Consider the following 26,984-nt stretch of genomic DNA (forward strand, 5'->3'; position numbering starts at 1 on the left):
TCAATATTTTATATCCTTCGGTAATCCAAGAATTCTCTCGGCTATTATATTCTTTTGAATCTCTGATGTTCCACCTTCAATGGTATGTGCATACGCACGTAAATAATCTTGTTGCCAACTAGGAGAGACGAGGGCATCCTCTTTCCATAACAAGCTACTTTCTCCCTGTAATGATATTGCAAATGATAAAATTCTTTGGCTCAATTCACTAGAGTTCAATTTATCAATTGAGCCTTCTGGACCTGGTCGACCATTGCGAATCGTCTCCGTTAGATGACGGTAATAATTTAAAAGTAACGCCCGCGTTTCTGCACGGAAACCGGCTAGTTTCTGTCGGACAATTGGATCTTGAATCAAAGGCCGACCGTTTCTTTTTAGATTCTTAGTCAAATCTAGTAGTTCTTCAAACAACTTCTGCAACCTAAATGTTTGTCTAGCAACTCCAACACGCTCATGACTTAGCAAGATAAGCCCAACACGCCAACCATCATTCACTTCTCCAACGATATCTGATTCGTGAACAACCGCATTATCAAAAAACATCTCATTAAAATCACGTTTATCATTGATAGATCGGATTGTCTGTCTTTCAACACCTTCTTGATGTATATCTACTAGAAAAGCAGTAATCCCTTCATGTTTTTTACCCGTATCTTCTGTCCGAGCAAGTACGAAACAACGATCTGCGAAATGTGCATAACTCGTCCATGTTTTCTGTCCATTTATGATCCAATTTTCACCTTGCTTCACTGCCCTTGTTTGAATGGCTGCTAAATCAGAACCCGCACTCGGTTCAGAATAACCTTGACACCAAATCTCTTCACCATTTAAGATTTTATGAATATATTGCTCTTTCTGTTTGTCGGTACCTATTTGTAATAATGTTGGTCCAACCATCGCAGTCCCAATAATATTCAATACAGGAGGGGCTTTAACTCTAGCCATTTCTTGTTCATAAATAACTTCTTCTATGAGAGAAGCCCCTCTCCCTCCGTACTCTTTAGGCCAGGAAATTCCTGCCCATCCACCTTCAGATAATTTATGTTGCCATTCTCTTAAAAAGGCTCCTTTGGCTGCATCCTCTTCAGGCATTACATACGTTCCTTCAATCCAACCCGCTGGTAAATTTACTTCTAACCATGTTCTTAATTCATCTCGAAACTTTTCTTCTTCAGGTGTAAATGAAAAGTCCATAAAATACGCTCCTCCTTTTTATACATCTCTTTTCAAATGTGAAATCTATGTTATCCCAGACTGAAAGGTCGAATATTCGGAATTCCAAACGCATGATCCAATTTCTATACGTATTGTTAAAAAACCTATTTCCCTTTGAAATCCGGTAATCTTTTTTCCGTGAAAGCCCGAACTCCTTCTTTCGCATCCTCTGTTTGAAACATAAGTGCTTGAATAATATTTTCCTGCATAATACTTGTCTCGTGTGAAAAATCACTGGCATTATTCAACATATATTTCACAAATTTATTTGAAAGTGGTGGACCGTCAATTATAAACTGTGCGAATTCAGTTGCCTCTTCCAATAAATCTTTTGCCGCAATACGATTAATGACTCGTTCCGCATATGCTTCTTCGGCACTAACTACTTTCGCTGAGGAAATCCACTCTTTGGCTATCGGAATTGGTACTCGTTCTGCTAAAAGCTTAATGAGCCCTAAATCTGGAACTAACCCAATGTTTTTAAAGCTTGAAACAAAGGAGGCATGCCGATCTGCAATGATAAAGTCTGAGGCAAGCGCCAAACTGAACCCAGCTCCAGCCGCATATCCATGAACGGCACTAATCACATACTTGTCAAGTTGAAGAATCGTTTTTGTAATCGATGAAATGACCTTCATTGAAGCAGTGATCGCTGCTGGATCTCTTCTAGCCCCCATTGTACTGACATCACCACCTGCACAAAAAGCTCTGCCTGCCCCTGTAAGTATGATTACTTTGACATCATCATCTGTCTCAGCCTCTTTTAGTGCATTGATTAAACTAGAGGTAAGATCCGCGGACAATGCATTCAATTTCTCCGGTCGATTCAGTGTCAAATACAGCACTTGATTTTTCTTTTCTTTTTGTAACACGTTCGTCATCTTTCCACCTCAATTTATACACTACTTTATTCAGAATAACATTCACGTCAGTACGACTTCCTTTACAAAAGGAAACCTTCATTGAAACTAGGAAATATCAACACAAACTATCAATCTAATCTTTCAATAATCGTGGCATTGGCCATACCATTTCCTTCGCACATTGTCTGAAGGCCGTACCTGCCGCCTGTTCGTTCTAGTTCATGCATCATTGTAATCATTAAACGACCACCACTTGCTCCCAATGGATGACCAAGAGCAATCGCCCCTCCATTAGGATTTAATTTTTTTGGATCCGCACCTGTCTCCTTTAACCATGCAATGGGTACTGATGCAAACGCCTCATTCACTTCAAAAACATCAATATCATCAATTGTTAAATTCGCCTTTTTCAACGCTTTTTCCGTTGCAGGAATTGGTCCAGTAAGCATCATAGTGGGATCTGAACCAACAACAGTACGTGTATGAACTTTAAATCTTGGTTTTAATCCGAGTTCCTCAGCTTTGTCACGAGACATCAGCAAAATCGCAGTCGCGCCATCGCTAATTTGGCTTGAATTCCCCGCTGTAATGCCACCATCTTCAGCAAATGCTGGTTTCAGTGTCGCTAATTTTTCCAAGCTTGTATTTTCTCTAGGCCCTTCATCGTCCTTTAAGATCGCAGTCGTCCCATCTTCCAATGTAACTTCAACAGGAAGAATTTCCCTTTCAAAATAACCTTCCGCTCTAGCTCTAATAGCTTTACGATGACTTTCTAATGAAAATGCATCCATTTCTTCACGACTAATATTCCATTTTTCGGCAATTCGATCCGCAGAAAGTCCTTGGTTAATGAGTTCATATTTAGATGATAATTGTTCGCTCGGTTTAACACCTTGTTTATTTGCCCCCATTGGAACGCGTGACATGTTTTCGATTCCACCCGCAACAACAATATCCATATCTCCACTAATAATTGCCTGTGCTGCAAACTCAACCGCCTGCTGGCTCGAACCACATTGACGATCTACTGTTACTCCAGGCACTTCAACTGGATACCCTGCAATTAAAGTCGCAACTCGAGCAATATCTCCACCTTGCTCTCCTACCTGTGAAACACACCCCAAAATAACGTCTTCTACTAAAGATGCTGAAATTCCAGCTCTTTTGATTACTTCTGCCAAAGTTTTCGCTGCGAGTTCTTCCGAACGAATCCCGCTCAGGCTACCATTACGTCTTCCTACCGGTGTTCTAACCATTTCTACAATTACCGCTTCACGCATACATATCTTCCTCCCTAAAATCTCTTGTAATAAGTTAATTTGTCTTTATAATGTATCTACTTTACTGTTAAACTACATTTCGAAACGCATTCATTGAGTATACCTATATAGATTGAACTTATGATTTTCCTCTAAGCACCAGCGAAGGTGCTTTCTAAGCGGTAGCCGGAGCGATAAGACTGACAGTGGTTTGCTGCCAGGCTTATTGCGAAAGGCATCCGCAAGCGCCAAAGCGGATTCAAAGGAATTGTTTCGTTCAGCTTATATATTCACTACTACTTATTTAGGTTGCATACGAATAGCACCATCCAGACGGATTGTTTCGCCATTTAACATGGGGTTTTTAATAATACTTTCCACTAATAATCCGTATTCTTCCGGTTTACCTAATCGCGCCGGAAATGGCACCATCGCTCCCAATGCTTGCTTTACATTTTCGGGTGCTCCCTTTAATAATGGTGTTTCAAAAAGTCCCGGAGCAATCGTTAGTACCCTTACTCCAATCTCAGCTAAATCCCTTGCAATTGGTAAAGTCATCCCAACGATCCCGCCTTTTGAAGCACTATACGCCGCTTGACCTATCTGACCATCAAATGCTGCAACAGAAGCTGTGTTAATGATAACTCCTCTTTCACCATCGCGATTGGGTTCATTTTCACTCATTTTCGCTGCCGCCAGACGAATAACATTAAATGTTCCGATTAAGTTAACGGCAATCACTTTTTGGAAAGAAGCTAATTCATGGACGCCTTTTCTCCCGTACGTTCGTGCAGCACCACCAATCCCAGCACAATTTACAAGGACACTAATCTTGCCAAACGCTTTAACTGCTTGATCCAGTGCTGATTGTACGCTCTCTTCATCTGTAACATCTGTTTGTAAGAAAAGAACGTTTTCTCCCAATTCATCTACTAGTTGACAACCTCTTTCTTCTTGAACATCCAAAATAACTGCCTTTCCGCCTTTTGAAATGATATTTCTTACGGTGGCTTCTCCAAGCCCCGATGCGCCACCCGTTACAACTGCTACATGATCTTGCATTCTCATTCTCTCCTTTTGCTCTTATCTATATTGCTTCATTACAAATGTTCTCGACTATTCTCCATTTCCGACTACAATTTATGACAAACTTTGAGACAAAGAATCGTATGGTTATTTCACGTTCTTCAAAAGGTATCGTTGCGTCTTGCCACTTTGTGTTTTCGGTAATTTTCCGATAAATTCAATCTCTTTAGGATATTGGTGCTTTGATAATTTACTTTTAACAAAAGACTTTAACCGTTCTCCTAATTCATCAGAAGCCTTACTAGATTCATTTAATACGACAAACGCCTTCACAAGTTCGCCTTTTACTGCATCTGGTATACCAACGACTGCTGTTTCTAACACAGCAGGATGTTGTAGTAAGACATTTTCTATTTCAGTTGGCCCAATTCTATAACCCGCGCTCATTATCACGTCATCTGTTCTTCCTTGGAACCAAAAGTACCCGTCTTCATCTTGCCGAGCAAGATCGCCGGTCATAAACCATTTATCCAAATACTTCTGTTTGGTATCGGCTGGATTTTCCCAATATCCCATAAAATTAACTGGACGTTGAGATACATCTATAGCTATTTCTCCAATTTCCCCTAATCCCACTTCCCCCCCTTGCTTATCAATTAAACCAACCTTATATCCCGGTAAAGGTAGACCCATAGAACCCGGCTTTACCACCATATCAGTAATATTATAATTATTTATAATCATCCCGGTTTCGGTAGATCCATAATGATCATAGATCGCCTTCCCTAGATTCTTATAGAAAAAATTAACTACTTCATCATTTAAGGACTCGCCTGCACTACTGAATTTTTTCACCTTAAGTTTATATTTTTTTAGAAGTTCAGTGCCGGCAGCCATCATCATTCTGTAAGCAGTCGGTGCATAAGTAAAATTAGTGACCTCATGTTTTTCCAAAAGGCCATAAATTTTCTTTACATCGAACGAACCTTTATACACAACTACTCTTGCCCCAAAACTTAGCGGCGCAAAGGTACAAGCCATTAATCCATATGCCCATCCCATATCCGCACCACCAAAAAACACTTCGTCTTCCTCTACATGCACGCCATATTTCATATAAGGATAGAGAGCAATACATGACTTATGTCCAATCATTGCTCCTTTTGGCAATCCGGTTGTACCTGATGTATATTGAATAATACTCGGATCCTCAGCAGTTGTTTGTTCTACTTCATGCTCAGATGAAAAAGAATCTACAAACTCCCAAAAAGTCTTACCTTCCGAATTCAAGTCATCTACTAGTAAAACCTGTAGCGGTAGATTCATACCTTCTAATTTCTGAGCTTGTTCCTTGTTGGTAACAATTAAACCAGCTTTTGAATCCGTCAGTCGGTGCTTAATAGCTTCCGGTCCAAAAGCAGTAAATAAGGGAACATAGATTGCTCCTACTTTCCAAGCTGCTAATACAAAAACAATTAACTCCATCTCTTTCCCTAAAAGGCCTGTTACTCGATCCCCTTTTTTGATTCCCATCGAACGTAGTGCATTAGCCATTTGATTCGATTTTTCTTTTAGAGAAGTAAATGTCCATGTTTCCTGATTCCCTAATTCATCTTCCCAATAGATTGCAACTTTTTCGGCATTTTCTGTCCACCGATCGCAAATTAAGTGAGCCATATTCACATTTTCCCCAGGATTCCAATCAAAATAGATTTCCGCTTCTTTCCATGAGAAATTTTTCTTAAGCTCTTCATAAGTTTTCATTAAATTCATCTCCACCTTAATTATTTTAATTCGGAGCTATTATAAGGATGCAGGCATCATTTAAAACGCCTACTCTGTTGAATCTAATCACTTTGAAAACGCTTGTCTTTCATATATAGAATCCACAATTAAACCATTTTAATATTCTAGTAAGGGAGCACTACAACTCTATTAATTTACTGTAGCAATACTAAGTGCATTTTAGATTAGGCTTCCACACAACATTTCATGCTCTTCCATTATCCCCCTTTGAAACACCCCTTATTCTACCTAGCATTTGATGAATAACTTTTATATATCTAAAAACCCTTTCAGGCTAAAAGATCAAAAACTACATCCACGAACTATTTAGACATCTCTTTAATCCTTTTTTTAAAATTTTACCTGTTGCATTTTTGGGTAATTCATCTACAAAGTGAATGATTCGCGGCACTTTATAATGAACAAGATGCTCTTTGCAATACAAGGTAATAGAATCTTTGCCGATATCTTCATTCGTGACAATATAAGCTGCTACTTCCTCACCGAAAACGGGGTCCTTTTCTCCGATTACAGCACACTCAACTACTGATTTATGTGTATATAAAACTTCTTCCACTTCTCGTGGATAAACATTAAATCCACCTCTAATAATCATTTCTTTCTTGCGATCTACTATATACACATATCCTTGTTCATCTAAACGACCAAGATCACCTGTATACACCCAACCATCTTTAATCGTTTGCATTGTTTCTTCAGGTTTTTTATAATATCCCTTCATCGCATTTGGTCCGCGGAAAATAATTTCGCCAACCATATCCGGTAAAACCTCTTTACCATCTGTATCCACTATTTTTAACTCTATTCCTGGAGCAGGAAATCCAACAGAGCCTGGTCTTCTCTCTCCATCTAGCCGCGTACGACTAATCATGACGGTACTTTCTGTTTGTCCATACCCCTCCATTACTTCTACACCCATGAGCTTGTTTATCTTTTCCATTATCTCTAATGGCATACTCGCGCCGCCAGACCCACAATATTTTAATGAAGAATAATCATATTCCGTAATTTTAGGTGAGTTCACAAACATCGCGTACATTGTTGGAACCCCCATAAATTGCGTAATTTTTTCTTCGGAAATCATAGTCAATATCTCATCCGGAAAGAAACGTACCACCAAGTAAATCGTAGCACCAACCCTAAATGGAGAAATCATTCCCTGAAGTTTAGCATACGCATGATACAGTGGTAACACGAGTAAAACACGATCGCTTGATGTCATGTTAGAAAGAGATAAACTTGTCTTTGACATCCAATTAATATTCTCTTGTGTAATCATCGCCCCTTTTGGTCTACCCGTGGTTCCAGAAGTGTAAATAATCTGTGCCAAATCTTCCGAATCTAATTCAACAAGCTCTTTTAACGGCTCACCTTTCGATAAATCTTCCCAAGAGAGCATATCCTCTGATTGATTTTCACCTAGATAAATGAATGTTTTTGTTTTTTCTAACGCATTAATAGAGCTTCTAACCGCATCTAATGAACTCGAATCAAAAATTAAGACTTCCGAATCCGAATTGTTCAAAATATAAGTAACCTCATCTGATTTAAATAATGGATTAATTGGAATTATCGTGGCACCAACAGCTAGCAGACTATAGTAAGTGATAATATACTCAGGTCGATTTGAGATCATCATTCCTACATGAGTGCCTTTCTTCATTCCAATTCTCTTAAAACCACCCGCTAATTGAAGCACTCGTTGTGTCAGTTCTCCGTACGTAATTTTTTCTTTCTTATAAATAATTGCAGAATGGTCATGTGATTTCTTTGTACTTTCTAGTAGCGTATGGGCAATATTCATTTGAACTCCCCTTTATTCAAAGTATTATATGCACCTATCCTTTTCATACCTCTATCTAATTACTTCATAACTTCTGGTAGCCAAAGCGCTAATTGCGGAAAAATCAAGACGAGTAGCATCGTAAAGAGCAATAAAGCGATAAACGGCCATACTGCTACATAGATTTGCTTAAGACCAACATCCGACGCTACTCCACGCATTACAAAAAGGCTAATCCCAAAAGGTGGAGATAGATTTCCAATACAGACTGCTATGACAAACAAAACACCAAACCATAACAAATCAAAATCTAATGCAGCAAGTGCTGGTAAAAATAATGGAGCTGTTATTAGCAGTACAGCAACCGTATCAATCACCATCCCTAATACTAAAAACAACACAAGCATTAGTATGAGCACAGTCCACGCATTAAAATTTGCATCAAGAATTACACTAGCAAGTGAGTTCCCTACTCCCGTAACTGACACAATTCGCGCATAAGCAACAGCACCTATTAAAATCCAAAATATTAAGCCGTTTAGCCGGACAGTCATTAAGAACACTTTTTTTATGTTTTGAAGAGTTAGTTTGTTGCGTATAGCAGCAGCTACTAATGACCCTGTTGCCCCCACAGCACCAGCCTCAGTAGGTGTTGCCACACCTAAATAAATGGATCCTAAGACAATTAAAATGACAAATAGCGGAATAATCACACTTTTTAAAGAAGCGAACTTCTCTTGCCAAGTAAACCGTTCTCCCTTTGGCGTCTTCGGTCCTTTTTCTGGATAGATAAGGCAGAGTACGACCGCATAAAGAATAAACAAAAAAGCGGCCAAGATCCCCGGAACGATACCTGCCATAAATAATGCACCTGCAGATACACCCGATTCAGCGGAATAGACAATCATTACAATACTTGGCGGTATTAGCACTCCAAGTGTTCCGCCAGCCATAATTATACCAAGCGTTAACTTATCGTCATATCCACGTTTTAACATTGACGGTCTAGCAACCATCCCTAATGTTGCTGTTGCAACAGACGCAATACCAACCATTGCGGCAAAAACCGATGCAATAACCGTAGTTCCTGCTGCAAGTCCGCCTCTAATCCCACCAAACCATCGATAGACCGCCTCATATAGATCATCTGCTAAATCACTATACATCAGAATGGCTGCCATAAAAATATACAATGGCAATGCGGTAAGAATAGATTCTGTAATTTTACTATATGAACCTAATACAAACCCATCAACACTTGGCAAGCCACCCCAAAAGACAAATCCGAGAATAATCGAAATGCCTCCCATTGCAAAACTCACAGGAATGCCGAGGGCAAGAAACAGCACAAGGGAACCAAATAAAATTATACCAATCAAACTTGGATCCATATTATGCCCCCTCCTCTATTTCATATTCATAGATTTTTTTACCTGTAATAATAATAGATAGGTCATTAAAGAATTTCACAAGACCTTGCAAACCTATTAATAAGCCTCCAAGCGGTACAATCAACCAAGCAATCCATAATGGCATTGCCAAACCGCCAGTCATTGTAGCGCCTATTTGATAATAATGAATGACATAGCCTAGACCAAACCAAAATAATGCAGCAGCCATTAAGAATAAAAAGAATGCACTGATCATATCAACGATACTTTTCATTCTTGGTGAAAACTTCTCAAAATATAAATCTACCCGCACATGTTGTTCGATAGCTAGCGTATATCCACCTAGTGCAAAGCCAAGTAAACCAGTGCCCCATGTTGCCAAGCTAAAAGCCCATGACGTAGGCGAGTTAAAGAAGTACCTCAATATTACATCTACTGTAAGAAGTAAACTCATCAATAGCACGATTGTACCGATAATCCAAACCATCGATTTGTTCAATTTCGTTATTGCAGCCATTATAAAGATCAAAATTTTCTTCATACGTATTCCCCCATTATTTATCTGAATGAATTTAATAAATCCAAATTTTTGTGGATTTATCTGCAATCGAACAAAATAAGGTTCCTTCAACAAAATACCGAACCGATTAGTTGCTAATCTGCATAAGGGAATCTTCCTGTTGATAAAATTGTTTATCGACATTACATAGAAGATGTGTTTTTTAAACCTTTGATATGCCCAATTATTTCGTCAATTAAATTTCTAAGTATCTAGACATCCATTCTAGCTTTCTCTTCTTTTATTAATTGACGTCTTAGTATTTTGCCAACTGCTGTTTTTGGTAATTCCGTTTTAAACTCAATTAAACGCGGAACTTTATACCTAGCTAAATATTGGTTACACCAGTCGGTAATTTCCTCCCTAGTAGCCTCATGCCCATCCCTTAAAACAATTGCTGCTTTTACTGTCTCTCCTCGATAGGCGTCTGGAACTCCATAGATACAAACCTCGGAAATTGCAGGATGCCGATATAACACTTCCTCAATCTCCGTTGGATAAATGTTATAACCGCCAGCAATAATCATATCTTTCTTCCTTCCGACAATAAAAAAATAACCTTCTTCATCCATTGTGGCTATATCGCCGGTATACATCCAACCATCACGTAATGCATTCTTTGTTTCGTCCTCGTTCTTCCAGTATCCCTTCATCACCTGGGGCCCCTTAATAATAAGTTCGCCTGGTTCACCAACAGGCATTTCTGTTAATCCCGTAGCAAGGTCAACAATTTTTGCATCTGTATTCGGCAATGGGATTCCTACACTTCCCTCTTTTATTTCTACCCCGACAGGAGATCGATGCGTAATGAGCGTTTCTGACATTCCAAAGGTTTCATAGATTTGAGCATCCGTTTTACTTTGGAACTCTCTAAAAGTTTCGATTGACAACGGAGCCGTACCGCAAGCACAAAATTTTAAAGATGAGAGATCATCTTGTTTCAACCTCGGATGCCTTAATAACGCAAGAAATATCGTTGGAACGCCTGGAAAAATAGTCGGTCTATACTTCCGAATTGTCTCTAATGCTTGATCCACTCGAAATCTACGAATGGCAATATAAGTGCCTCCATTTAGAATAGATGAATTTAAACCAACGATTCCTGCTATATGGAACAATGGGGATAGTCCTAATGATCTTTCCCCAGGAATATCAATATAGTCTTTTTGAAAAGAGGCTGCTTGATGCACATTTATGAATAAATTCGCATGCGTTAGCATGACCCCTTTGGATCTGCCTGTAGTTCCTCCGGTATATTGTAACAATGCGACGTCTTCCATAGGGTCGATAACTGTTGGCGGAATATTCTCATTATCTTCTTCCAACCATCGATAAAGATCGTCTTCATCTTCGGATTTTTGATCAGCTGAAATAATATAGATTTGGTCTTTCACATCGCCAACCCCATTCAACTTTTGTTGCTGTTCCTTTTCACTAATAAACCAAGTAGCATCTGAGTCCTTCAATATATACTCCAATTCCATTGGTTGGTACATCGGATTAACCTGACAGATAACCCCACCTAAACGAAGTATAGTAAAATAACTAATAATATACTCAATACTATTAGGTAGCATAATGGCCATCCGATCGCCTTTACGAAACCCTCTCTTATAAAGGGCTGAAGAAAATGTTTCAACAGCAAGTCTAAGTTGTGCATACGTAAATTCTCTTTCAGAGTCCATTACAGCAATCGCATCCGGATAATTAGAAGCCGATTCTTCTAGTACTGTAAACAGACCTCCCTGAGGAACATCTACCTCTTTTAGAAGACTCTTTGGATAAAACTTATACCAGGGCTTATCCATTTTCATTCTCCTTTCAAATCTATTTGTTGAATACGCAATTCAGCAAAATATACACTCTCTGTACGCTTGATGCTTTTCAACATATCTTTTACTTTCGAATCAACTTGAAAGTACCAATGGCCTTCGTTAATAAAACTCCATTAGAATCATGTATTTCTCCTTCTGCTGTCGCATTTTTATAGCCCTGTCTTAAAATCTTCCCCGTTGCAAACAACTCATCACTCGTCGCAGTATTCAGATAACTGATATTGAGATTTATCGTAGTACAAGGCATTGTAGTTGCAGAACGGATCGTCATTCCCAGAAGTGTGTCTAGCATAGAGGCATGAACTCCCCCATGCAGAGTGCCAATTGTATTTAATAACTCTTCTCTTATTGAAAGTTTTAATGTAACAGCTTCCTCATCAAGACTCTCAATCTCGAAGCCAAGCAAATGTACAAAATAATTTCGAGTGAAACTTTCAAGCATCATATCAGTTGTCATCAATATAATAGCTCCTCTCTTAAAAATCACTTGCTGAAAGGTACAAATCTCAATGGGACCTATTTTCAAATATCCACAACCCCCTCCTTACAGCATAATCAGTATTTTTCTTAATTCTACTTCATAGCTATCTATACAACTATGTCAATTATCCACAATATTCCGAAATTTAATTGTGTAATTCATACTAATACTATATTTGTTGTAATAGTAGATTTTCACAAATGTTCATCAACTTCGAACGAATACAGATTGCTCACTTGAAAACACGTTGACTACGCGGAACATTTCGATAATTTTAGATAAGAATCAAGGTTTTATACAGCCACCCCCGCTAAATATATTGAACGCACTTATGTATCCTTGCCCTCCTCAGTAAATGTATCCTTTAAGGGAACTGCCTATTATCAAAAAATCTAGCAAAATTAGCAGCTTTTTATGATTTATGGTAGCATTGGCAAAACAGATCAATCTGTGGGAATAATATAATCATCAGCAATGCTACCATTAAAACAACGGTAAATATTACGTCCAGATTTTGAATTGCGAATTGAATTGCGAATCGAATAGCGAAGGGTTCGATTGGCCGTATTTCTGCGTTCTTTGCGAAAATTAAGGCACTTTCAGAACCCGGCGACGCTGAGTTCCTCTAATCAGGAGGGAATTTGAACTCCTTCTGATTGAATTGCATTCTGACATTCATTCCGCCACTTATGGAAGTGGCGGACTTCTGTAGCTGACGCTTCGCTTTCAGTACAAAAAAGCTTTGCTGAAGCAACTTAAAACTTGGCACAATTAATTATTTTATTTTCTGCATAAGCATTTCTAACTTTCCTTTATAAGGTGCATGAGCAAAGGTCTCTAAAGGATTTGTTCCCACTGGCGCTTGGTAGAGTACTCCACGCTCATGAGAAAACTCTTTGAATCCGAAAATGCCCGTATACCTTCCAATCCCACTCTCATTCACTCCGCCAAAAGGCAGATTAGGCTCTAGCATATGTCGGATAACATCATTCACAGCTACCCCGCCAGAAGAAGTTTTAGAAAGCACATTATCTACTACACGTTGATCTTCACTAAAAATATACAGTCCCAACGGTTTCGGTCTAGCATTAATTTGCTCAATGACCTCGTCTAAATCTGTATACGTTAGAATAGGCAGAATTGGTCCGAAGATTTCCTCTTGCATAATTTTAGCATCCGGTAAAACATCTGTCAGGACAGTCGGATAGATTCTTCCATCCTCGATTTCACCACCATATCGAACAGTCGCTCCTTTAGAAACTGCATCCTCAAGTAGGCCTTTCAACCGTTGTAGATTCCGTTCATTCACAATTTTGGATAAGTCTTCTTTAGTAAGCTTGCCATTTTCAAAGTAGTTTCGTTGAATGTATTCTCCTACTAGCCGTGCAAATTCCTCTTGTTGGTTTTCCTTCACATAGACATGATCTGGTGCTAAACATATTTGACCCGAATTCATATATTTTCCAAATACTATTCTTGGAACAATCTTCTCCAAATCTACTTGCTCATCGATGATAACAGGACATTTCCCACCCAATTCCAACGTAACCGATGCTAAGTGCTTTCCAGCTGCTTGCATAATTTCTCTACCTACATGCGTACTTCCTGTAAAAAAGATATGATTAAATGGGAGCTCTAGCAAAGCAGTAGCAACATCTACTCCCCCCTCGAAAACAGCAACTTCAGACTCGTCAAACACCTTTTGAATAATTTTTGTACTAATGGCGCTTGTAGCGGGTGCCATTTCAGACGGTTTTAATATGCAAACATTTCCTGCACCTAGAGCAGGGACTAAAGGAAGAAATAACAACATAAAAGGGTAATTCCAAGCTGAATAAATCAAACATTGTCCTTTTGGTTCAGAGATGATTTTTGTTTGCGCTCCTTTACTACGAGAAGGGACTTCAACGGGTTCCATCCATTGTTTAAGGTTTTCAGCATAATAATCGATTTCGCTCATTACGCTCAATATTTCTGACGAAGCCGCTTCAAAAGCAGGCTTGTCTAAATCTTGTTGAAGCGCTTCTATAATGGCTGGTGCTTGCGCGAGAATCTCTGCTTTTAGCTTTTGAAGCTTGTCAATGCGCTCTTCTGCACTTGTCATCTTCACAACATACTGTTGCTGCTTTTGTAATTGAAAGACCTCTGGCAATTTTGTTTCAACATCAACCATCTAAATCATCCTCCCCATTTTCCTTATCATACGATTCAATATAAAATCCTTAACCATCTTTGTACGCATAGCTATAGGAGGTGGACAAAAGGATCTATCTAACAATGCTCAGCGCTTGCAACTGTCACTTGCTGCAGGGTAGATGAAAATCATCAGCACAACCTCATATAGTTATCGTCATGTAATCGTTTCCAAAAGAAGTGAGAATGACATTTTTCTTATTCAGTAGGATTTGGAACACCCACTGAATAAGAAATAACACCACAAACACTTGTACCAACAGAGATAGTCGCTTTCTGCTGAATGAAGATAAAGATCGCAAATCACACCGAATACCTTTCCCTGCACCTCAAGGAGTTACAATATGGGACAAAGGATTAAATTGATCAAACAATAGTAAGAAGTTCTCAAGTTTATTTTGATCACCCGATATTGTTAGTTTTCCTGCAGCTACAGCTTGTTCAGGTGTTACACGACCATTCGTCATTCCAAAGAATGTTAATTTGTCAACAATTAAAGAGACATCTGAATCGGCAGCTAGCCTATCACGTTTAAAGGTCAATACAGAATTTTCAAGATACAGCGCATAGTCTTGATTCGTATCCGTTATCGTCACATTAATGGTCATCTTCTCACCTTCTGCATTCGGACCATTCAATCTAGCTGCTAATAGCTCTAAAAATTCGTAAACCGGAATTTTATTTAAAATTCCCAGCGTATTTGATGTTGGGGTGCCTTTATTTACCCCATTTCTTAGTTCAAATGCTCCAACAAGGTAGATATTACGCCAATTTGCTGATTCGGCTTGATAGCCTAATTGTTCAAATGTATCGGCCAACAAATTTTTGGCCTCCACATTATTTGGGTTTGCCATCACGACGTTTTTTACTACTTGGGCTACCCAACGATACTCACCATTCTCAAAATCAATCTTCGCTTGCTGAAGCACATTCGCCTCACCGCCCATATACTGAACATATTTCTTCCCAGCCTCCACTTGTGGCAATGGATCTAAATCGGATGGATGGCCACTATAATAGCCCAAATAAAAATTGTAAATGCCTTTGACATTATGCTTTAACGTACCGTAATACTCTCGATTTCCCCAATGCTTACTTAATACATCTGGAAGTTTTATGGTTTCAGCAATTTCATCCATCGTGTAGCCATGATTCGCCAAACGTACGGTTTGGTCATGCATGTACTTGTATAAATCCCGTTGTAATTTCAAATGCTCAAGCGCACGCTCTTTTTCTCGTATAGGCCAAGCATGTATCATTAACAAAGCATCAATTTCTTCATTCCCGAATAACTCAATCGTTTTGTCAATGGCTTCCACCCATAGTAAAGTATCTCTCGTTTTAGCCCCTCGTACAGTATAAATTTGATGCATCGTTCTATTGACATTTTCCGATACGAATAAGATTTTGTAATCTCGAACATAGAAATGCATTTCGGCTGGCGCTTCTGTATTTAACGTGAGTAAAAACTGAAAGTCCAAACCATCTATCTCCATTTTTTGGACTTCTTTTTCGATTTCGATAGTTGGTACCTCGAAACTCGGTGTACCCGACGTTGAAATAGGTCCAATTCCGATAGAGACAGCTCCCCTAGGACCGGCAGGACGATTAAAAGCGAATTGATATTGAGCACGTCGCATCATGATTGGGCCTAACAGTACATTTTCACTTAATGCTTCTTCTGTAAAACTTTTCGGAGCAATGATTGGAATATTCGGGTGTTCCGCATATTCTAAAATAGCGTGAATACCGCCAAAATGATCTGCATGACTCTGGCTAATAATAATGGCTGTCACTGGTTTTTTAGGTCTATGCGCATAATATAGTTCCATGGCTGCTTTGGCTGTTTCAATCGTTGCCAACACGTCACAGACAATGACTCCGTTTTTTCCTTCTATAAAGAAAGTAGTAGCCATCGATTGCCCTCGGATTTGATAGACGCCTTCCACCACTTTAAATAAGCCAGAAATTGTTTGTAACTGTGAGTTTCTCCACAAACTTGGGTTGACAGTGTCAGGTATAGTATCACTCTGAAGAAATTCCGACTTTTCTAAATCCCAAACAACCTTTCCTGTATCTTTCTGGAATAATTTAGACTTTAATGGTGCGATGAATCCCCTGTTTGCATCTTCAAAATCCTGCCTATCCTCAAAATCCAAGAAATTATAAACTGCTTCGTTTTTCTTTTTTGTAAAAGAAGTAGCTGGTTGTGATTGATCTATTTTAGAATTCATCAAATTAATAAACCTCCCCAAGTTGATTGTGTGTTTCCACTTTTTCACATTAAAAAAGAAAGAAAAGTGGTACTACTTGTTTTTTCAAACCAGAACCTTTAGTTGTTTAATCTCTGCAATCAGCATTGGAATCACATCAAACAAATCTCCAACAATCCCATAATCCGCCACTTTGAAAATGTTCGCTTCTGGATCTTTATTAATAGCTACGATAATTTTGGAGTTAGACATTCCTGCCATATGCTGGATTGCACCTGAAATTCCTACTGCAATGTACAAATCAGGGGTCACTACTTTACCAGTTTGTCCAATTTGTAAGGAATAATCACAGTAATCTGCGTCACAAGCTCCGCGTGAAGCACCGACTGCTCCTCCCAATAAGTTCGCAAGTTCTTGTAATGGCCCAAATCCTTCTGCACTTTTCACACCACGTCCACCTGCAACGACTACTTTCGCTTCGGACAAATCGACGCCTTCAGACACTTTGCGTACTACTTCTGTAATGACTGTACGCAGATTCGTAATTTCAACTGACAGCAGAGATACATCTCCACTACGATTGGAGTCCTGTTCAAGAGGTGTAATGTTGTTTGGACGAACGGTAAAGAACAACAACCCCTCTTTCGTTTTAACCTTTTCAAATGCTTTGCCAGAGTAAATCGGGCGAATGAACAGCGCATCATTCCCTTCTCCTTCAATGCCAGTAACATCAGAAATCAAGCCCGATGCAAGCTTACTTGCAATTTTAGGTGATAAATCTTTTCCAAGAGCTGTATGTCCGAAAACAACAGCTTCTGGTTTTTCTTGCTCATAAACAGCTAGGAAAGCTTGGCTGAAACCATCCGATGTATATTTATTCAAATGTGGATGCTCAACAGCTATGACACGGTCAGCTCCATACTGAATCATTTCTGTTCCATTCGTTTGAATTTCATCGCCAATTAGCACGCCGATTACTTCACCACCACTTGCAATCTTTTTCGCTGCTGCAATTGCTTCAAATGATACATTACGTAACACACCTTCGCGTACTTCACCAAGTACAAGTACTTTTTTCGACATAGATTTACCCTCCTATTACGATTTCAATTCAAACTACTTTTGCTTCATTTTTAAGTAAGTTCACGAGCTCCGCTACTTGATCGGCAAGCTCTCCCTCCAACACTCGACCTGCTTTTTTAGCCGCTGGTAAATAAATCTCAACAGTTTGTGTCTTTGCTGCTACCTCTTCTCCATCGAGATCCAAATCATCTAGCTCCAACTCTTCAAGCGGCTTTTTCTTCGCTTGCATGATACCTGGCAACGATGGATAGCGCGGCTCATTTAGCCCTTGCTGTGCCGTAACGAGAAGAGGTAGTGATGTTTCAATTCGTTCGGAATCTCCTTCGACATCCCGAACGATTTTCACAGCGTTGCCATCAATCTCAAGATTGGTAATCGTCGTTACATAGTTAATGCCTAACAGTTCAGCAACACGCGGTCCAACTTGCCCCGAACCTCCATCAATCGCAACATTCCCCGCGAGAATCAAATCCACTTCTTTGTCTTTCAAATATTGTGCCAGGATCTTTGCTGACGTATATTCATCCAACTCTTCCAAATCATCTTCTACATTAATGAGAACTGCTTTATTCGCTCCCATGGCAAGCGCTGTGCGAAGTTGTTTCTCCGCCTCATCATCTCCAATTGTAATGACGGTCACTTCGCCACCATTTGCATCACGTATCTGAATTGCTTCTTCAATGGCATACTCGTCATATGGATTGATGATAAATTCTGCACCTTGTTCCACAATTTCCCCGCCGCTAATAGCGATTTTTTCCTCTGTATCAAACGTTCTTTTCACTAGAACATAAATATTCATGTCGAATCCCCCATTTCCGATCATCTAGTACCACAGTTCAGACAGTTCCCTGCCTGAATGACCGTGATTGTTTTCTTTTGGTAAAACATACTATGCTATATTTATTTGCCTGTGTTCATCCCTTACGGTACATTGTCACGACACCTGCTCCACCAAGCCCTAAATTATGTTGAAGTGCAACTCGCGCACCTTCTACTTGGCGTCCACCTGCTTGCCCTCTCAGTTGCCAAACCAGTTCCGTACATTGTGCTAAACCAGTTGCTCCAAGCGGATGTCCTTTCGACATTAATCCTCCAGATGGATTGACCACATATTTCCCACCATACGTATTGTTCTTATCATTAATGAACTTCTCTGCCCCACCTCGACTACACAAGCCTAACCCCTCATACGTAATGACTTCGTTCGGTGTAAAACAATCATGGAGTTCAACAACCTGAACATCTTCTGGCCCAATCCCCGCTTGCTCATAAACTTGTTGTGCCGCACGCCAAGTCATGTCCGCGCCCGCCAAATTCATGGGGTCATCATAACTTTCCACTGTGTCAGTCGTCATCGATTGAGCAACAATTTCTACAGCATCCGTAATGCCATGCTTACGTGCAAAATCCTCTGAACAAACGATTGCCGCAGCAGCTCCACAAGTAGGTGGACAAGCCATGAACCGAGTCAGATTAGCAGAAATTACAGGTGCATTCAAAACTTCCTCAACCGTTAATGGTGTAGTAAAAAGAGAATATGGATTTTGAATCGCATGATTACGTGACTTCACTGCTACTTTTGCAAAAATATCCGGATTCGCTCCGTAAGTTTCTAAATAATCTGTTCCCGCCGCGCCAAACATTTTTATCGCTCGAGAACCACTTTCCTCCAATTCTGGCCTTAATTCATGTAGCCGATCAACTGCCCAAGCAAGTGGCGCGGTACGATCCTCCCAGCTACTTTTCAAAGCACCTGGTCGCATTTCTTCAAAACCGAAAGCTAACGCACATTCCACTGCACCTGATTGAACCGCCTGGCGTGCTAAAAATAATGCAGTAGAGCCAGATGAACAGTTGTTATTTACATTAATAACAGGAATACCTGTCATTCCGACTTTATAAAGAGCTGTTTGACCACAAGTACTATCACCATAGACATACCCTGCATAGGCTTGTTGAATTTCTGTATAATCGATACCAGCATCTTCTAAAGCTCCTTGAATCGCCTTAGACGCCATTACTTCATATGGTTCTTGTGTCCCCGGTTTTCTAAACTTCACCATATTTACCCCGATTACTTTTGCTTTTGTCGTCATCTTGGTCCCCCCTTTTTAGGATTACACTACAATATATTTCTAAGATTACTCTCTAACTATGGGATAATTTTCGTTTTTCCTCTTCGACGAGGGCCCGTCGAAGTAGTTTTCCCACAGCTGTTTTAGGGAGTTCTGTCCGAATATCAATGAAGCGAGGAGATTTGTATGCGGCAAGTCGTTCGCGACACCATTCAATAATTTCCGCTTCTGTAGCATGCATTTCAGGCTTCAACACAATCGAAGCTTTGACAGTTTCTCCACGATAAGCATCTGGAATTCCATAGACAATCGCTTCCGATACAGCTGGATGCTCATAAAGTACTTCTTCAATCTCTGCTGGATAAATATTGTATCCACCGGCAATAATCATCTCTTTTTTTCTACCCACAATATATAAAAAACCATCTTCATCCATTTTGGCAATATCTCCTGTATAGAGCCAACCATTTTGAAGTATCTGTTGTGTTGCCTCTGGATTTTTCCAGTAGCCCTTCATCACTTGTGGTCCTTTTACAAGCAATTCACCAGGTTCCCCCACTGCCATTTCTGTCGTTCCACTCACAAGATCAACGATTTTTATATCGGTACTTGAAATAGGTACTCCAATACTGCCAATCTTCCTCATACCCGTCATTGGGTTTCGACTCACTGCAGACGTTGCTTCGGTCAACCCGTACCCTTCTATAATGACCGCACCCGATTTTCTTTCGATTTCAGTAATGACTTCTACTGGCATCGGTGCTGAACCACAACCACAGATTTTAAGCGAGCGTAAATCAGTGGGTTGTAAATCAGGATGACGTAACAAAGCAATATACATCGTTGGTGAACCGGCAATCACAGTCGGTCGATGCTTTCGCATCAACTCGAGCACTTTAGTAGTTTCAAATCGATCCATCACAATATAAGTAGAACCTGTAAATATCGCTGTGTTCAGATTCATCATGCCCATTCCATGAAATAGAGGAGAAATTCCCAATACAGACTCACTAAATCGCTCATAAACACCTGCATAAGAAATGAAGTTTTGAAAGAAATTGCTCACTATATTAAAATGAGTAAGCATCGCGCCTTTAGGCCGTCCTGTCGTCCCTCCTGTATATTGAAGAACGGCTATATCCTCTTTAAGCTGTATATCTAATGGTGGTAATTGCTTTCGTTCTTCCGCTATCCATTGATAGAGATTGGCTGTCTGCCCATCCCCACGATCTGTCGCAATCATCGTTATTCGATCAGCAATACCAATAGCCTGTATTTTCTGTTGTTGTTCTTGGTGACTAATTAGCCAACTCGCCTCTGAATCGTCAAAAATATGAGCTAACTCATTGGGTTGATACATTGGATTCATCTGAACTAACACGCCGCCTAATCGATGGATTGCGTATGTAACAATGGCATACTCCTTACAATTTGGTAGCATGACTCCGATCCTATCGCCTTTTCGAAATCCTCGGTGATAAAGTGCAGCTGCTAAACAGTCAGATTGATGCTTTAACTGAGCATATGTAAGCACCTCTTCTCCACTAATAATCGCCTTATTAGTAGGACGTTCTTCAGCAGTACGTTCAAAAAGATCATAGATAGACAACTCGGATAATTCGATTTCATAAGGCACATTCGTTGGATAAAAAGGATACCAAGGCTTACTCATCATTTCCCCTCCTTTATTCACTTCATTTTCAAGTAATTTATTCTGAAAGCTATAACCGCTTTCATCCCACCAACTATAGCGGTGAGATAAATGCAGATAAAGTACTGATTATCGTCTCATCTACATATCAGGTAGAGTCCTACAGACCAAGCCCTTTCGCAATAATAACTTTCATAATTTCATTGGAACCTGCATAAATCGGTGCTACTGCGATATCACGATAATGACGGGCAATTTTATACTCTTCCATATAGCCGTATCCTCCATGAAGCTGCATGCATTCAGGGGCCATTTTTCGTGCATTATCCGAAATCCACCATTTCGCCATCGATACTTCAGAATAGATATCTTGACCTTCCATATGTTTCACAATAAGATCATCTAGAAATGCCCGACCAAGTTGGACTTGTGTTGCCATTTCCGCCAATTTAAATTGTGTATTCTGAAAACTGCCGATTGATTGCCCAAATGCCTTCCGCTCTTTTACATATTCAAGCGTAATATTCAGCATTTCTTCCGCTGCAACTTGAGTGCCAATGGCGGACACTAACCTTTCCTGTTGTAGCTCTTTCATTAAATGATAGAAGCCTTTTCCTTCCTCACCAAGTAGATTAGTAGCTGGTACCCTTACATCTTCAAAAACTAATTCTGACGTATCCTGACTGTGCATCCCTACTTTATCAAGTTGCCTTCCACGCGAAAATCCTGGCGTGTCACTTTCAACGAGCAATAAACTAATCCCTTTATGGGCAGGGTCTGCCTTTGGATCTGTTTTACAAACAACAACAATCAAATCAGCTAGAATACCATTTGATATGAATGTTTTTTGACCATTAATAATATAGCTATCGCCATCTTTGATAGCTGTCGTACTAATTGCGGCCAAGTCAGATCCCGCACCCGGTTCAGTCATCGCTACAGCAATTATCGTATCTCCACTCATGAGACCAGGTAAATACTTTTTCTTTTGTTCTTCGGTTCCAAAGTTACTAATATAAGGAGCCACGATACTACTGTGAACGCCTAATCCCCCCATCCCTGCACCAATACGTCTTATCTCCTCACTTAAAATAACTGTGAAAATAAAATCAGCACCCATGCCGCCATATTTTTCATTTACCCACGGGCAAAGAAACCCTTGGTCCCCCATCTTTTTCCAAAAACTTCGTGGTACAAGACGATCTTTTTCCCATTGATCGAAGTAAGGCTTTGCTTCCTTATCTAAGAACCCGCGTAGCGAGTCCCTAAACATCATATGTTGCTCTGTAAAACCAGAACGTTTTTTATTTTTCACTTCTAAAGTACTAGTATTTGCCATAATTGGCACCCCCATCAATTTTTTCTAGTTTCCTAATCTTCTACGTTAGCTATAAGTAATCTATTAGCGCCCTACCCAGACAGGTTTTCGCTTTTCGGCAAATGCACGTAATCCTTCATCGCGATCTTCCGACTCCATTGCCTGCTTAGCAATAGGCATTTGCTTTTCCCAAGCTTCTTCCTCAGTCCATTCATAGGATTTACGAATAATTTCTTTACTAGCAATCAGCGCAGTTGGCCCATTTTCAAGTAGACGTTCAGCAAGTTCAATCGCTGTTTGTAACGACTCTCCCGGCTCGGCTATGCGATTAACGACTCCATAGCGATGTAGTTTTTCGGCTGGCCACATGTCTGCAGTAAGTGCAAGTTCCATCACTAAGTGGTAAGGCATTCGTTTCGGTAAACGTAGCAATCCACCACCTACAGCTACTAAGTTATGCTTCACTTCTGGCAGCCCCATTTTTGAATTTTTTGCAGCTACAATCAGATCGCAAGATAAAGCCAATTCCATTCCACCTGCAACTGCATGCCCTTCGATTGCAGCAATGATCGGCTTATTGGGCGGCTTACGCATAATCCCAAACCCACCGCGGCTTAACAATGGACCACTTAACTTTTCTCCACGACCTAACGCCTTCAAATCAGCACCCGCCGAAAAAACGCCTCCTGTTCCAGTAATAATTGCGACTGATATTTCTGGGTCATTTTCGAATATGTCCATCGCTACATTCATTTGATTTGCCGTTGCAAAGTCAAAAGCATTTTTAGCCTCAGGTCGATTAATGGTAACGATGAAAAGTCGACCCCTTTTCTCAGTTAAAATCAAATTATCACGTACACTCAATAACAACGCCTCCTAATTTATCTGCTATAGATTAAAAGAATAGCCTCCATTAACCGGATATGTCTGACCAGTAATCCAACTTGAAGCATCCGATGCCAAAAACAAAGCCATATTCGCCACATCACTTGGCTCACCGACTCGACGAATCACATAGTGACTTAACATTTTACGCAGTACCTCTTCATCTTCTAATCTAGCGGTAATTGCTGGTGTATTCGTTGCTGCAATTGCAACTGTGTTAGCAGTAATCATATATCTACCCAGTGAACGTGCTATTGATCGCATAAGACCTGCAGCACCCGCTTTAGCTGCCGAATACACTTCAAGCCCTTGCTCACCTACTCGACCAGCATCTGACATAATGGTAATGATTCGACCTTCCTTCCGTTCGACCATTCCCGGAATGGTCGCCCTGCAACAATTGAGCACGCCACGTAGGTTTACATCCAACCATGGATCCCATGATTCTGGATTCGACTCCCAAAATGGTACTCCACGCTCCACTAACTCAGGGTTGGCACCTGAATTCCCCGCATTGTTCACAATAATATCGATTTTTCCGAAATGCTGATTCCCTACATTGACCATTTGTGCCACACTTTCAAAATCCGAAACATCTCCCTGTAAGGGAATCGCTTTCCCCCCTGCTTTTTCAATTTCAGCAGCAACTGCTTCTGCACGCTCTAGGTGGAAATCGTTAACAATAACTCCTCCTGCATTATGCGCTCCCAAATGAAGAGCAATTTGACGTCCGACACCTTGCCCAGCTCCCGTAACAAGGCCGACCTTACCATTTAAATCTAAAATATTTTGCATATTCTCCATAATCCCCTTTCTCCACAAATCTACAGTAAAAGATTCCTCTACTTCACTACACTGAGCGAAAACTTATTCTATCTATCCTCATGACTACCACTTCTTATTTTGAAGCCTGCACTAGCTCCCCTAGCACCTTTGTTGTATGTTCGCCATGTGCTGGAGGGTATGTCGAATTTTCCAACAATGACTGCCCATTCGTGAAACGTGTTGCGACATAATTATTCCCCCACTTTTTGTGAATCATATTTCTAGCTTTGTAATAGGGATGGTTAGCAAGTTCTCCAGCCTCCAAAACAGGAGCCATACAACAATCTACTTCTAATGAAAAAGTAGTCCATTCTTCTAATGTTCGATTTTTAAACAACTTTTTTATTTCAACGTAAATTGGATTTGTATCCACTGGCATCGAAAAATGCTCCGGCAACCATTCCTCTTTATTTACAGCTAGACAGAAATTCTGCCAAAATTTCTGTTCAAGTGCGCCAAGACTGACAAATCGTCCGTCCTTTGTTTCATAAAGGCCATAGCAAATAACTTGCTTATGTAACCGTTCAACTCCTTTTTGTCCGCCAGTAGCCGATTCAATTAAGACATGATTTGTCATAAGTGAAAGTACGGTATCTGCAAGTGCGATATCGAGATATGCTCCTTCGCCCGTCCTCTCTTTCTGTAAAAGTGCTGCTAAAATCGTTTCACTCGCTGTGATTCCTCCGACTAAATCAGCAATTGTTGTGCTTGGATGTACAGGTCTATCATCGTCATCCTTCAACTGGGACAACACGCCACTTAACGCCATGTAGTTTAGATCATGACTACCTAAATGACTCATCTCACCTTCTTGGCCATAACCGGAAAGTGAACAATACACAATATCTGAATTTTCTTTTAGTACTTGCTCATAGCTAATTCCTAAACGCTTTGTAACTCCTGGTCGAAAGCTTTCAATGACGACGTCCGCTTGTTTGATTAAGTCCAATGCAATTTGTTGATCGCTACGTTCTTTCAAATTTAAGATAATACTTTTTTTATCTCTATTTTGCGCGCGAAAAACATACTTATCTCCTCCGTCTTTTTCTGGTGGAAAGCGCGCTGGATCTCCGATTGGCGACTCTACCTTAATGATTTCAGCACCTAAGTCTGCCAAACGCAACGTCGTATAGGGCCCTGGTAAGTACTGCGAAAAATCAATAATCCGTATGCCTTTCAACATTTCTCATCCATCCTTTACTGTGTACATAAAGAAGCTTACTTTTTAGCTAGCATAGACATTTTTGCGAACGCTTCCAATGGCGATCTCAAAAATCCATATCCCCTTGTAGTAATCTTCTAGCAATTGTCCGTTTCTGAATCTCCGTCGTTCCGTCAGGTACCCTTGTCATCCTAGCCCATCGCCAAGCTTTCTCTAGCTTCAACTCATTGGTAAGTCCCATTCCACCATGTATTTGCATACATCTATCTACAACGCGTTGTACCATTTCTGTACAAAAAGCTTTTGTAAGTGAGATTTCTTTTATAGGGAATTCAGATTGATGTTCCAACTTCCACGCACAATTTAATAACATGTTCTTCCCTGCATAAATATCTAAAGCACAGTCTGCCAACATCATTTGAATGGCTTGATGATTCCCGATTGTCGTCCCAAATGTTTTTCGTTCATTTGCATAATTAACCGCAATTTCCAATGCCCACTCCGCTACTCCAACGCATTGTGCAGCTAACACAACTCGCCCAATATCTACACCATGCAAAGCTTTGCCAAACCCTTGGTGCAAATCTCCGATTAAATATCGTTCATGTACTCTTGCATTATCAAGAGAAACAATCGCCGTAGCAGATCCTAAATGACCAAGTGCCGGAATCGTCGAAGTCGCTGTACAGGTTTCTCCATCAAATGGAACTAAAAAGCAACTAATTCCTCCTTGACGCTTATCGACCAACGCCTGATCTGTAATGGCAAATGTCATCATATATTTTGCATAATGCGCATTTGTAATCCATTGCTTCGTCCCATTAATCACCCAGTGCTCTCCATCTTTCTCGGCTTTTGTTCGGATATTCCATACGTCCGATCCGGCATCTGGTTCACTTAATCCGAAGCATAGTACAGTTTCTCCACTTGATATTTCTGGGAGAACTTCCTCCATCACTTCTTTGTTCATTCCTAAAAGAACTGGTGTGAGTCCACCTGAAAACAATCCCTTTGGAAAGATTTCCATCGTAAATAAATCTACGCCATATTTCTTAGCAATTCGTTCAAAAATAGACGCTACTGCAATGGGACCATACTCGTCTCCATTTCCTCCCAAACGTGGATCTCCAAACATATTATAAAACCCTGCTTGAGCAGACTTTTCTCTAATTTGCTTCAAAGCCTTTTGAACCTCTTGAACATAGACACCATTTTCATCGTAAAGGTATCTTTCGTTTTCTAACTCTTTTTGAAATTTTTTCCTCAAAGGCTCTACTTCAATATCAATAAACTTATAAAGTGCAGAGATCACTTCTTTGACCTCGTCAGAAATACTAAAATCTATCACTTAATTCCCT

The 26,984-nt window shown here is 40.1% G+C and carries 21 protein-coding genes; all 21 read right to left on the reverse strand.

The genetic code is table 11. The features are described from left to right. The 21 genes from ACFPRA_RS02230 to ACFPRA_RS02330 all read right to left on the reverse strand — a co-directional run bounded on the left by ACFPRA_RS02230 (position 1) and on the right by ACFPRA_RS02330 (position 26,974). Complete coding sequence (locus ACFPRA_RS02230; RefSeq protein ID WP_381430103.1) at positions 1-1,194, reverse strand: acyl-CoA dehydrogenase family protein; 1,194 nt, start codon at positions 1,192-1,194, stop codon at positions 1-3. Between the two features lie 125 nt (positions 1,195-1,319). Continuing rightward, the gene (locus tag ACFPRA_RS02235) at positions 1,320-2,096 is read right to left on the reverse strand and encodes an enoyl-CoA hydratase/isomerase family protein (RefSeq protein ID WP_381430105.1); all 777 of its coding nucleotides are present in this window, start codon (positions 2,094-2,096) and stop codon (positions 1,320-1,322) included. Between the two features lie 110 nt (positions 2,097-2,206). Next, positions 2,207-3,358 carry a thiolase family protein gene (locus ACFPRA_RS02240; RefSeq protein WP_381430108.1) on the reverse strand — a complete coding sequence of 384 codons (1,152 nt, stop codon included), beginning with the start codon at positions 3,356-3,358 and terminating at the stop codon, positions 2,207-2,209. A 279-nt stretch (positions 3,359-3,637) separates the two neighbouring features. Beyond that, positions 3,638-4,405 carry a 3-hydroxyacyl-CoA dehydrogenase gene (locus tag ACFPRA_RS02245; protein ID WP_381430111.1) on the reverse strand — a complete coding sequence of 256 codons (768 nt, stop codon included), beginning with the start codon at positions 4,403-4,405 and terminating at the stop codon, positions 3,638-3,640. Positions 4,406-4,510: 105 nt separating this feature from the next. Continuing rightward, positions 4,511-6,127, reverse strand: a complete 1,617-nt coding sequence (locus ACFPRA_RS02250; protein ID WP_381430115.1) for an acyl-CoA synthetase — start codon at positions 6,125-6,127, stop codon at positions 4,511-4,513. A gap of 331 nt (positions 6,128-6,458) precedes the next feature. Then, the gene (locus tag ACFPRA_RS02255; RefSeq protein WP_381430119.1) at positions 6,459-7,973 is read right to left on the reverse strand and encodes a long-chain-fatty-acid--CoA ligase; all 1,515 of its coding nucleotides are present in this window, start codon (positions 7,971-7,973) and stop codon (positions 6,459-6,461) included. 59 nt (positions 7,974-8,032) lie between these two features. Next, positions 8,033-9,343: a TRAP transporter large permease gene (locus ACFPRA_RS02260; protein ID WP_381430121.1), complete on the reverse strand. Its 1,311-nt coding sequence runs from the start codon at positions 9,341-9,343 to the stop codon at positions 8,033-8,035. A 1-nt stretch (position 9,344) separates the two neighbouring features. Beyond that, the gene (locus tag ACFPRA_RS02265) at positions 9,345-9,884 is read right to left on the reverse strand and encodes a TRAP transporter small permease subunit (RefSeq protein WP_381430124.1); all 540 of its coding nucleotides are present in this window, start codon (positions 9,882-9,884) and stop codon (positions 9,345-9,347) included. Between the two features lie 230 nt (positions 9,885-10,114). Beyond that, a complete protein-coding gene (locus ACFPRA_RS02270) occupies positions 10,115-11,716 on the reverse strand; it encodes a long-chain-fatty-acid--CoA ligase (protein WP_381430127.1) in 1,602 nt (533 codons plus the stop codon). Between the two features lie 82 nt (positions 11,717-11,798). Beyond that, complete coding sequence (locus tag ACFPRA_RS02275; RefSeq protein ID WP_381430129.1) at positions 11,799-12,194, reverse strand: PaaI family thioesterase; 396 nt, start codon at positions 12,192-12,194, stop codon at positions 11,799-11,801. A gap of 799 nt (positions 12,195-12,993) precedes the next feature. Next, positions 12,994-14,391, reverse strand: a complete 1,398-nt coding sequence (locus tag ACFPRA_RS02280; protein ID WP_381430132.1) for an aldehyde dehydrogenase family protein — start codon at positions 14,389-14,391, stop codon at positions 12,994-12,996. 349 nt (positions 14,392-14,740) lie between these two features. Next, complete coding sequence (locus tag ACFPRA_RS02285) at positions 14,741-16,645, reverse strand: alkyl/aryl-sulfatase (RefSeq protein ID WP_381430134.1); 1,905 nt, start codon at positions 16,643-16,645, stop codon at positions 14,741-14,743. A gap of 84 nt (positions 16,646-16,729) precedes the next feature. Beyond that, a complete protein-coding gene (locus ACFPRA_RS02290; protein ID WP_381430137.1) occupies positions 16,730-17,707 on the reverse strand; it encodes an electron transfer flavoprotein subunit alpha/FixB family protein in 978 nt (325 codons plus the stop codon). Positions 17,708-17,735: 28 nt separating this feature from the next. Beyond that, a complete protein-coding gene (locus ACFPRA_RS02295) occupies positions 17,736-18,509 on the reverse strand; it encodes an electron transfer flavoprotein subunit beta/FixA family protein (RefSeq protein WP_381430139.1) in 774 nt (257 codons plus the stop codon). Between the two features lie 115 nt (positions 18,510-18,624). Continuing rightward, positions 18,625-19,806: a lipid-transfer protein gene (locus tag ACFPRA_RS02300; protein WP_381430142.1), complete on the reverse strand. Its 1,182-nt coding sequence runs from the start codon at positions 19,804-19,806 to the stop codon at positions 18,625-18,627. A gap of 52 nt (positions 19,807-19,858) precedes the next feature. Beyond that, the gene (locus ACFPRA_RS02305) at positions 19,859-21,457 is read right to left on the reverse strand and encodes a long-chain-fatty-acid--CoA ligase (protein WP_381430145.1); all 1,599 of its coding nucleotides are present in this window, start codon (positions 21,455-21,457) and stop codon (positions 19,859-19,861) included. A 139-nt stretch (positions 21,458-21,596) separates the two neighbouring features. After that, entirely contained in the window at positions 21,597-22,775 is a 1,179-nt protein-coding gene (locus ACFPRA_RS02310; RefSeq protein ID WP_381430148.1) for an acyl-CoA dehydrogenase family protein, read from the reverse strand. Positions 22,776-22,838: 63 nt separating this feature from the next. Further along, on the reverse strand, positions 22,839-23,618 hold the full coding sequence (locus ACFPRA_RS02315; RefSeq protein WP_381430150.1) for a crotonase/enoyl-CoA hydratase family protein: 780 nt from the start codon (positions 23,616-23,618) through the stop codon (positions 22,839-22,841). Between the two features lie 24 nt (positions 23,619-23,642). After that, positions 23,643-24,443 (reverse strand): SDR family NAD(P)-dependent oxidoreductase, encoded by an 801-nt coding sequence (locus ACFPRA_RS02320; RefSeq protein ID WP_381430153.1) that lies wholly within the window; start codon positions 24,441-24,443, stop codon positions 23,643-23,645. Between the two features lie 94 nt (positions 24,444-24,537). Continuing rightward, positions 24,538-25,647 (reverse strand): CaiB/BaiF CoA transferase family protein, encoded by a 1,110-nt coding sequence (locus ACFPRA_RS02325; RefSeq protein WP_381430156.1) that lies wholly within the window; start codon positions 25,645-25,647, stop codon positions 24,538-24,540. An 85-nt stretch (positions 25,648-25,732) separates the two neighbouring features. Further along, positions 25,733-26,974: an acyl-CoA dehydrogenase family protein gene (locus ACFPRA_RS02330; protein WP_381430158.1), complete on the reverse strand. Its 1,242-nt coding sequence runs from the start codon at positions 26,972-26,974 to the stop codon at positions 25,733-25,735. Between the last annotated feature and the right edge of the window lie 10 nt (positions 26,975-26,984).

The sequence above is a fragment of the Sporosarcina soli genome (genome assembly GCF_042655805.1).
In the GTDB taxonomy this organism is placed as follows: domain Bacteria; phylum Bacillota; class Bacilli; order Bacillales_A; family Planococcaceae; genus Sporosarcina; species Sporosarcina soli.

Excerpts from the sequence above, each read along its gene's own strand:
- ACFPRA_RS02295 (WP_381430139.1), bottom strand. The coding sequence starts at position 18,509 with ATGAATATTTATGTTCTAGTGAAAAGAACGTTTGATACAGAGGAAAAA.
- ACFPRA_RS02275 (WP_381430129.1), bottom strand. The coding sequence starts at position 12,194 with ATGACAACTGATATGATGCTTGAAAGTTTCACTCGAAATTATTTTGTA.
- ACFPRA_RS02305 (WP_381430145.1), bottom strand. The coding sequence starts at position 21,457 with ATGAGTAAGCCTTGGTATCCTTTTTATCCAACGAATGTGCCTTATGAA.
- ACFPRA_RS02290 (WP_381430137.1), bottom strand. The coding sequence starts at position 17,707 with ATGTCGAAAAAAGTACTTGTACTTGGTGAAGTACGCGAAGGTGTGTTA.
- ACFPRA_RS02235 (WP_381430105.1), bottom strand. The coding sequence starts at position 2,096 with ATGACGAACGTGTTACAAAAAGAAAAGAAAAATCAAGTGCTGTATTTG.
- ACFPRA_RS02285 (WP_381430134.1), bottom strand. The coding sequence starts at position 16,645 with ATGAATTCTAAAATAGATCAATCACAACCAGCTACTTCTTTTACAAAA.
- ACFPRA_RS02260 (WP_381430121.1), bottom strand. The coding sequence starts at position 9,343 with ATGGATCCAAGTTTGATTGGTATAATTTTATTTGGTTCCCTTGTGCTG.
- ACFPRA_RS02300 (WP_381430142.1), bottom strand. The coding sequence starts at position 19,806 with ATGACGACAAAAGCAAAAGTAATCGGGGTAAATATGGTGAAGTTTAGA.
- ACFPRA_RS02325 (WP_381430156.1), bottom strand. The coding sequence starts at position 25,647 with ATGTTGAAAGGCATACGGATTATTGATTTTTCGCAGTACTTACCAGGG.
- ACFPRA_RS02310 (WP_381430148.1), bottom strand. The coding sequence starts at position 22,775 with ATGGCAAATACTAGTACTTTAGAAGTGAAAAATAAAAAACGTTCTGGT.
- ACFPRA_RS02280 (WP_381430132.1), bottom strand. The coding sequence starts at position 14,391 with ATGGTTGATGTTGAAACAAAATTGCCAGAGGTCTTTCAATTACAAAAG.
- ACFPRA_RS02255 (WP_381430119.1), bottom strand. The coding sequence starts at position 7,973 with ATGAATATTGCCCATACGCTACTAGAAAGTACAAAGAAATCACATGAC.
- ACFPRA_RS02250 (WP_381430115.1), bottom strand. The coding sequence starts at position 6,127 with ATGAAAACTTATGAAGAGCTTAAGAAAAATTTCTCATGGAAAGAAGCG.
- ACFPRA_RS02270 (WP_381430127.1), bottom strand. The coding sequence starts at position 11,716 with ATGAAAATGGATAAGCCCTGGTATAAGTTTTATCCAAAGAGTCTTCTA.
- ACFPRA_RS02230 (WP_381430103.1), bottom strand. The coding sequence starts at position 1,194 with ATGGACTTTTCATTTACACCTGAAGAAGAAAAGTTTCGAGATGAATTA.
- ACFPRA_RS02240 (WP_381430108.1), bottom strand. The coding sequence starts at position 3,358 with ATGCGTGAAGCGGTAATTGTAGAAATGGTTAGAACACCGGTAGGAAGA.
- ACFPRA_RS02245 (WP_381430111.1), bottom strand. The coding sequence starts at position 4,405 with ATGAGAATGCAAGATCATGTAGCAGTTGTAACGGGTGGCGCATCGGGG.
- ACFPRA_RS02265 (WP_381430124.1), bottom strand. The coding sequence starts at position 9,884 with ATGAAGAAAATTTTGATCTTTATAATGGCTGCAATAACGAAATTGAAC.
- ACFPRA_RS02320 (WP_381430153.1), bottom strand. The coding sequence starts at position 24,443 with ATGGAGAATATGCAAAATATTTTAGATTTAAATGGTAAGGTCGGCCTT.